Origin of the sequence: Sedimentibacter sp. (genome assembly GCF_033447055.1) — a bacterium.
GTDB lineage: Bacteria > Bacillota > Clostridia > Tissierellales > Sedimentibacteraceae > Sedimentibacter.
On the sequence record NZ_JAWQJF010000002.1, the window covers coordinates 1 to 6,424 of the forward strand.

Consider the following 6,424-nt stretch of genomic DNA (forward strand, 5'->3'; position numbering starts at 1 on the left):
TTTATTTCATTTTTATTCAGATCGTAAATGTTTTTACCATCGTATTTGACTTCGCCTTCTGTAGGTTTTAACAGATTCAGCATTGTTCTCCCCAGCGTCGATTTACCGCAGCCTGACTCACCTATAATTCCTAACACTTTGCCTTTTTTTATTTGAAAGGATACTCCATCTACTGCTTTTACATTGCCGGTTGCACGTTTAATAATTCCTGTTTTGATGGGGAAATATTTTTTTAAATTTTCCACTGTTACTAAACAGTCATTGGTGATTGTATCATTGCATGTGCTCATAATATTTCCTCCATTGTCTTATTTTCATTATAAAGCCAGCATGCTATTCTGTGATCTCCTTCAAGAACAATTTCTTTAGGGAAAGCTCGCCTGCATATATCCATTGCTTTGTCGCACCTTGGATGAAATGGACATCCTTCCGGCAAATGGCTTAAGTCCGGAACATTGCCGGGTATTACGTTAAGTCTTGTGCTGGTTGTTGCCATGTCAGGCTTGGATTTTATCAGTCCTATGGTGTAGGGATGTTTGGGATTTTTAAATATATCTATAGCTGAGGCTACTTCTACAACTTTACCCGCATACATTACCATTACCCTGTCACTCATTTCTGCAATCACTCCAAGGTCGTGGGTTATAAATATTATAGATGCATTAATTTTTTGTTTAAGTTCGTTCATTAAATCTAACACTTGAGCTTGTATGGTAACATCTAAAGCTGTCGTTGGTTCGTCAGCAATTAAAAGCTTTGGCTCACAAGCCAGCGCCATGGCAATCATTGCTCTCTGGCGCATCCCCCCTGAAAGAGCAAATGGATAATCATCAACCACGCGTTCAGGGTTGGGGATTTTTACTATATCAAGCATTCTAATACTTTCCTTGTAAGCTTCTTGTTTAGTCATGCCTCTGTGAAGCATCATAGTTTCACTGATTTGTCTTCCAATTTTGAAAATAGGGTTTAATGAAGTCATAGGTTCCTGAAATATGAAAGATATATCATTTCCTCTGATTTCTCTTATTCTTTCATCTGAAACTTTTAACATATCTTCACCGTCAAAGAATATTTCTCCTCCTTCATATTTTCCCGGAGGGGTTTCAACCAACCTGACTAATGACATGCACGTTATGCTTTTGCCGCAGCCTGATTCTCCAACAATACCTAAAGTTTCTCCTTCTTTTACATAAAAGCTAACATCATCTGCAGCTTTAACAACACCACTATCAGAATGGAAATAAGTTTTTAAGTTTTTTACCTCCAATAATATTTTGCTCATAATAACCTCATCTCTTCATTTTAGGGTCGATTGCATCACGCATGCCGTCACCCAACATATTAAAGCACATAACAGAAATAAAAATACATATTCCCGGAGGTATCCAATACCACCACTTTTGCTGGATAATTAAAGTGTTTCTTGCTTCCTGTATCATATTTCCCCATGTAGGTGTAGGAGGTGAAACTCCAAGGCCTAAGAAGCTAAGTGATGTTTCAGTCAATATTACGCTTGCCATACCAAGGGTGGCATAAACAATTACATAAGCCAGAACATTGGGCAAGAGGTGCTTGAATATTCTTCTAAAGTCGCTTATACCTAATGCTTCACATGCTTCCATATATTCCATTTCTCTTAATGTTAATATTTGACCTCGTACAATTCTTGCAATACTCGGCCAGCTCAATAATGCAAGAACAAATATCAAATTCGTGACACTGTTTCCAAAAACGGCGACAATAGTGATGCAAAACATCATGAACGGGAATGACATAAATATATCAGCAAAACGCATTATAACTATATCTATGAATCCTCCGTAAAAACCCGATAAACTTCCTAAAACGACTCCAACAATGCATTCCAAAGTTACTACTGCCAAAGCAAGTCCCAAAGAGATTCTTCCTGCATAAAAAAGCCTGACAAACAAGTCTCTGCCAATTTTGTCTGTCCCAAGCCAGTGCTCAGAATCTGGAGACTGGTCCCTATGCTTCATATCAGTAGTCTCGATTGAATAATGTGATAATATTGGAACTACAACACACAGTGCTATTATTATAACAAGTAAATATAAGCTTATCATTGCCATTTTGTTTTTGTGAAGCCTGTAAAGAACTTCTCCCCAATATGACAGATTTTTGTGAGTACTTTTTGTTTTATTTTGAGTTTCGCTTTTAACCATAATAGCACCGCCTTTAATCGTATCTGATTCTTGGGTCAGCTATTGCATACAATATATCTGCCACTAATGTACCTATTAGTGTTAGAACTGCAAGCATTGCATTAATACCAAGAATTAGCGGATAGTTTCTTGTCATAGTAGCTTCAACGGAAATTTTTCCAAGTCCCGGAAGAGCAAAAATTGATTCGGTAATAACTGCTCCTGACAACAAGGAAGGTATCCAAAAACCGAGAAGAGTTATAATAGGTATTACTGCATTTCTGAATGCATGCCTGTATATTACAGTTTTTTCTTTGAGCCCTTTTGCTCGAGCTGTCCTTATGTAATCCTGCTTTATTACTTCAAGCATGCTAGAACGTGTGTATCGCATGAAGCTTGCAGTAGAACCCAAGCCTAGAACAATGCTTGGCAAAAACAGATGCCACGCAACATCCAATGCTTTATCAACAGGATTAGTTGACATTAGCAGAGGATCCTTGATTCCAAATAAAGGGAAAATTTGAATGTCTACGGCTAGACTTTTCAAAAGCAGAAGTCCGAAGAAAAATGATGGAATGCTTATGCCGATGAATGAAACAACCGTGAGAATGTTGTCAGTTAAACTGTACTGCCTAGTAGCACTTATTATTCCTGCAGGTATGCCAATTAAAATCGAAATACATAAGGAAATAAGAGACAGCAACAACGTTGGTCCAACATAATCTCCTATTACTTCTACAACAGGTTTTTTGTGATTAATGGAATATCCAAGGTTGCCGTTTAGTGCTTCTCCTATCCAATTTACAAATCGTTCATACCAAGGGACATCAAGCCCAAGTTTTTGGGCCAATTCAGCTTTTTGTTCAGGCGTCATTTTGGGAATCATCATATTTGAAACGGGAGTACCTGGAGCTTGCTCAAGAATGAAAAACAATATAAATAAAATTCCTATAAAAACAGGAATCATTTGAATAATGCGCCTAATGATGTAGTTTTTCATAAAAACCACCTCTTTCGTATAATTTTGTTTTGTAGAGAGAGCACAATGTGCTCTCTCATTTAACTATTCAAGTGTGATGTTTTTCAAGCTTTGATCCCAAGTTGCGTATGTTCCAAGATCCATTCCTTTAACCCTGCTGTTTATTCCCCAGATTTCACTTCTGTAAGCGATAATAACATGAGGAATTTCATAGTTCATTATTTTTGCCCATTCTTTGTAAATTTCTGCTCTTTTTGCAGTGTCAAATTCAGCTTTACCAGCTTTAACTAATTCCATAGCTTCAGCATTTTTGTATCCAGATGCATTAAATCCTCCTGCTACATATGCATCATCATCAAATAAAGCTCCTGTTGGATCTGGATCTATTGATAATGAGAATCCCATTGTGTAAATGTCAAAGTTTTTTTCTCCAGGTGCAGCATCCATTGTACGTGATGCAACTGTATCAAAGTCCATTAATTCTATTTCAAGTTCAACACCTAATTGTTTCCAAGTGTCAGCTGCCATGCCTGACAATGTTCCAGGCCATGATGAATCAGTATAAACTAACCAATTTACATGAAATTTTTCTCCGTCTTTATATCGGAAGCCGTCAGTCCCCATCGTCCATCCAGCTTCATCCATCAACTGTGCTGCTTTATCCATGTCAAATTTGTAAGCGTTTAATTCTGAGGAATCAGGGAATGCCCATGATGATGGAGATATAGGAGCCATACCTACAGAAGCTAATCCTGCACCGTATTGAGCTTCTATGAATGATTCTCTGTCAAGAGCATACATTAATGCCTGCCTTACTCTAACATCTGAAAGTTGCGGTTTAATTGTATTAAAGCACATGAATGTGTATCCGTTTCCAAGGTAGTTTGCAATGCTTATATTAGTTAATGCTTGAGCTGCTTCAAGATTTTCAGCACTTGAAGATATTTGAGCAAAATCTATTTGATTTGTTTGAAGAGCGGAAAGTATGCTTTCATCAGGTACTTCACTCATTAAAATACCATCAATTTTTGCCCCGTTATCAGGATCCCAGTAGTTTGTATTTTTCATAAGCTTAATAAATTGCTTTGGTTCCCAGCTGTCAAAAACCATTATGCCAGAGCCTACAGGTTTTTCATTAAGAGCAAGAAAATCTTCCCATGTTTCAAAAGCATAATAATCTGATGGCATTATGCCGTAAACGAAGCTTTCGATATTTGCAGGAGCTGCTAAACCTTCTCCAAATGTAAAAGATATCGTTTTGTCGTCTATTATTTTTATTCCTTCAAACGTATCTGATGCGCCGCTGTGGAATTGTTCATAGCCAACTAAACTGCTTACAGCATAAGCTCTAGGACCATTGTAGTCAGGATGAGCAATTGTTTCATATGTAAATGCAACATCTTCTGTAGTTAAGTCAGAACCATCAGAAAACTTTATTCCATCTTTTAGTGTGAATGTATAAGTGAGCTTATCATCTGAAAGAGTCCATTCTGCAATGGACGGAATCATTTCGCCATTTGAATTGTTTGTAACGAGTTTTTCAAAGACAATGTCTGTTACATATGCATCATATACGTTGTCAGACATAATTGGATTGAATAACCCCCCGAATCCTGTTGCGCCAAATTTTAAAATCTGATCAGTCTTTGGTTCTTCAGCTGGTGTTTCAGTTTGTGATTCATCTGGTTCTGCCGGTGCCGGCTGAGATGTCTGGCTTGTACATCCTGCAAATAACGTAGTAACCATTAAAACAGCCAGAATCAATGACAAAAATTTTTTGGTTTTCATTTAATATCCCTCCATATTTTTTATAAATAAAATACATGGCAGTAATAGAAGCTGCTTTTGTATTATTATTCTAATTTAATTTATGCAAGAATGATTAGATATTTGGAATGAAACTTTATGAAAGGCAAGATGAGGAAACGTTTACAATACATATTATATATTACAGTACCCTTTAAGTCAATAGGTATAAATGCTTTAGTACTTATTTATATGTTCGCAAAAAATGAAATATGCAAGCATTGTTTGATTTATCTTATCTTACGTCGAAACATAGTATAATTATTAAAATGTTTTATATTTAGTTATTCGCAATCATAGATTTACAGCCTTGCATATGTATGTTATAATATTCAAAAATTGCAAGAGCTTGAGCGGTTTGGGGACGGTCCCCAAGGAGGTAAGAAATGGAATTTAAAAATTGGATGGATGAAAAAGTTTCAAAAATAGATGAAAATCTTAGCACTATTATTAGTGAAGAAGAAAATCCTCAAAAAGTAATTTATGAATCAATGAATTACAGTTTATTGTCAGGGGGCAAAAGGCTTAGACCTGTATTGCTTTTAGGTACATATGAAATATTTCAGGAAAACATCGAAGATGTGATTCCATTTGCTTGTTCAATGGAAATGATTCACACATATTCGCTCATACATGATGATTTGCCGGCAATGGATAATGATGATTATCGAAGAGGAAGATTGTCGAACCATAAGAAATTCGGAGAAGCAACAGGCATATTAGCAGGAGACGGATTGTTAAACAAAGCTTTTGAAACAGGTCTTGAAGCTGCATTAGAAAGCAAGTTGGATATTAACAAGTCAGTGAAAGCACTGTGTGCAATTGCAAAATCTTCAGGAGCCGATGGAATGATTGGCGGTCAAATAGTTGATATGTATGGGCATGAGAAAATTTCTTCTATTGATGATTTAAAATACATGTATTCTTTAAAAACAGGAGCTATTATAAAAAGTAGTGTTGTTGCCGGAGCGATACTTGGAGGAGCAAATGATGCTGAAATAGCAGCACTTGAATTGTATGCAGAAAAACTTGGCATTGGATTTCAAATAGAAGATGATATATTAGATGTTACAAGTACTCAGGAAGTTCTTGGAAAAGCTATAGGAAGCGATGCAGCAAATGATAAAATTACATATTTATCTTTTGTAAATATTGATGAAGCAAAAGAACACGTAGAAAAATTTACACAGGAAGCAATAGAAAGTTTAAGTATTTTTGGCGACAAAGCAAAATATATGATTGAACTGGCAAGATATCTTACAAACAGAGACCACTAACATTGAACCAACCAGCTGGGGACAACCAGCTGGGGACGGTCCTTTTTGAGCCCAAAGACTCAAAAAGGACCGTCCCCGCTGTAAAGACTCCAAAAGGACCGTCCCCGCTGTAAACAAAAGGACCGTCCCCGCTGTAAAGACTCCAAAAGGACCGTCCCCGCTGTAAACAAAAGGACCGTCCCCGCTGTAAAGACTCCAAA

Annotated in this window: 6 protein-coding genes; 1 reads left to right on the forward strand and 5 read right to left on the reverse strand. The window is 36.8% G+C overall.

What is annotated here, in order from left to right:
* The 5 genes from SA378_RS00095 to SA378_RS00115 form a co-directional block, all read right to left on the reverse strand.
* A partial coding sequence (locus SA378_RS00095) for an ABC transporter ATP-binding protein (protein WP_318523960.1) occupies window positions 1-290 on the reverse strand: 290 nt, incomplete at its 3' end.
* Window positions 287-1,282, reverse strand: coding sequence for an ABC transporter ATP-binding protein (locus SA378_RS00100; RefSeq protein ID WP_318523961.1), 996 nt, complete (start codon window positions 1,280-1,282; stop codon window positions 287-289). The genes SA378_RS00100 and SA378_RS00095, both read right to left, overlap by 4 nt.
* A gap of 7 nt (window positions 1,283-1,289) precedes the next feature.
* Window positions 1,290-2,183: an oligopeptide ABC transporter permease gene (gene opp4C / locus SA378_RS00105; RefSeq protein ID WP_318523962.1), complete on the reverse strand. Its 894-nt coding sequence runs from the start codon at window positions 2,181-2,183 to the stop codon at window positions 1,290-1,292.
* A gap of 13 nt (window positions 2,184-2,196) precedes the next feature.
* Window positions 2,197-3,162: an ABC transporter permease gene (locus tag SA378_RS00110; protein ID WP_318523963.1), complete on the reverse strand. Its 966-nt coding sequence runs from the start codon at window positions 3,160-3,162 to the stop codon at window positions 2,197-2,199.
* Between the two features lie 63 nt (window positions 3,163-3,225).
* Window positions 3,226-4,929, reverse strand: coding sequence for an ABC transporter substrate-binding protein (locus SA378_RS00115; RefSeq protein ID WP_318523964.1), 1,704 nt, complete (start codon window positions 4,927-4,929; stop codon window positions 3,226-3,228).
* Window positions 4,930-5,333: 404 nt separating this feature from the next.
* On the opposite strand from SA378_RS00115, the gene SA378_RS00120 reads away from it, so the two are divergent.
* Window positions 5,334-6,224, forward strand: coding sequence for a farnesyl diphosphate synthase (locus SA378_RS00120; RefSeq protein ID WP_318523965.1), 891 nt, complete (start codon window positions 5,334-5,336; stop codon window positions 6,222-6,224).
* Window positions 6,225-6,424: the final 200 nt, after the last annotated feature.

Bases quoted from the DNA above. Each gene is read 5' to 3' on its own strand.
- SA378_RS00100 (WP_318523961.1), bottom strand. From the start codon at position 1,282: ATGAGCAAAATATTATTGGAGGTAAAAAACTTAAAAACTTATTTCCAT.
- opp4C (WP_318523962.1), bottom strand. From the start codon at position 2,183: ATGGTTAAAAGCGAAACTCAAAATAAAACAAAAAGTACTCACAAAAAT.
- SA378_RS00110 (WP_318523963.1), bottom strand. From the start codon at position 3,162: ATGAAAAACTACATCATTAGGCGCATTATTCAAATGATTCCTGTTTTT.
- SA378_RS00115 (WP_318523964.1), bottom strand. From the start codon at position 4,929: ATGAAAACCAAAAAATTTTTGTCATTGATTCTGGCTGTTTTAATGGTT.
- SA378_RS00120 (WP_318523965.1), top strand. From the start codon at position 5,334: ATGGAATTTAAAAATTGGATGGATGAAAAAGTTTCAAAAATAGATGAA.